This window comes from Monashia sp. HAY1-2A, assembly GCF_056755315.1.
Window position 1 is genome coordinate 1 of record NZ_JBNDHY010000690.1, and the last position, 243, is coordinate 243.

A 243-nucleotide genomic window follows, 5' to 3' on the forward strand; every position below is an offset into this window, starting at 1 on the left:
GCGCTGCAGGCGATGGATATCCTCTGCGCGGGCGTCCACCATGGTGGCCGGCGAGGCGAGGACCGGGCGTGATTTCAGGGAATGAAGCCTGTCCATTTCGCGGTCCACCATGCGGCTGATGCCGCGGCGCAGGTGTTCCCTGGCTTGCCGGACCATGGCCAGTTCTTCTGCGACGTCCGGAACGATCCGCTTGGCGGCATCCGTGGGTGTGGACGCGCGGAGGTCCGCAACATCATCCAGGAT

General features: G+C 65.8%; 1 protein-coding gene. It reads right to left on the reverse strand.

Annotated elements, in window-relative coordinates; genetic code table 11:
* Positions 1-243: exodeoxyribonuclease VII large subunit (locus tag ACPYOM_RS23560; protein ID WP_481347838.1), on the reverse strand; the 243-nt coding region annotated here is incomplete at both ends.